This is a genomic window from Oleiphilus sp. HI0128, assembly GCF_001635365.1.
In genome coordinates this window covers 1-938 of the sequence record NZ_LWGG01000235.1, presented here as the reverse complement: position 1 = coordinate 938, position 938 = coordinate 1, and the positions used below count along the sequence as shown (strand labels likewise).

The window sequence follows — 938 nt, the reverse complement described above, 5'->3', positions numbered from 1 at the left end:
GTCAGTCGTAAATCCACTTAAGTACTACAGTAACAATACTCGTAATACCCTGAATTTACTGACTATTATTGAAAAGTATAAAACGCCTTACATGGTATTTGGAAACGGCTGAACTGTCGTACTTCATTGACAATAACTAGTTAGACCAGTCTTTATCAATAATACGCTTAAGCTTGAGCAAGGTAGCCTGGCGTTCATCTGTGCTATAAGACTGAGCAGGCAATTTACCCCAAATTGGCGCTGGCCATGTCGGGTCACCTTCAAAACGCACAACATGATGAATATGTAGCTGTTTTACAACGTTCCCCAAGGCGGCAATATTAAGCTTATCACCCGAGAATAGCTGCATTAGGTTTTGCCCAAGATACATCGACTCAAGATCTAACTGCTGACGTTGCTCATCACTTAAGTGATACAACTCCGTTGCATCACCCACGCGAGGAACAAGAATAAGCCATGGATACTGAACATCATTCATCAATAAGACTTCGCACAATGGCCAAGACGCTATGTGAATCGTATCGTTTTCCAGGCGTGAGTCGAGTTTGAAGTCTGCCATTAAGCGCCTGCACTCTCAGCTTTTTGTTTCTGCCACTTAGCTTCCCAATCCAAAGCAGACTTAACGATCACACCTAAGTCATCATGATCTGGCTCCCAGCCTAGTACTGCTTTGATTTTGGCATTATTTGCCATCAGCGCATCAGGATCACCTGCTCTGCGGTCGACATTTTCAACCGGAAAGTCTTGCCCTGACTTTTCCTTAACCGTATCGATTACTTCACTGACCGTAAAGCCACGGCCATAACCACAGTTTAGGATTTGCGATTCACCGCCTTTCGCCATGTAATCGAGCGCCATAACATGCGCTTTAGCCAAATCATCAACATGGATGTAATCGCGGATACAGGTACCATCACGTGTTTCATAATCCGTACCAA

2 protein-coding genes are annotated in these 938 nt (G+C 44.1%); both read right to left on the bottom strand.

Annotated elements, in window-relative coordinates:
• Nucleotides 1-136 precede the first annotated feature (136 nt).
• A complete protein-coding gene (locus A3763_RS03190) occupies nucleotides 137-559 on the bottom strand; it encodes an HIT domain-containing protein (protein ID WP_068511823.1) in 423 nt (140 codons plus the stop codon).
• The coding region (locus tag A3763_RS03185; protein WP_156494863.1) for a GDP-mannose 4,6-dehydratase at nucleotides 559-938 on the bottom strand (380 nt) is incomplete at its 5' end. The genes A3763_RS03185 and A3763_RS03190, both read right to left, overlap by 1 nt.

What these genes read in the sequence shown, in the direction of transcription:
- A3763_RS03190 (WP_068511823.1), bottom strand. Translation starts at nt 559, where the DNA reads ATGGCAGACTTCAAACTCGACTCACGCCTGGAAAACGATACGATTCAC.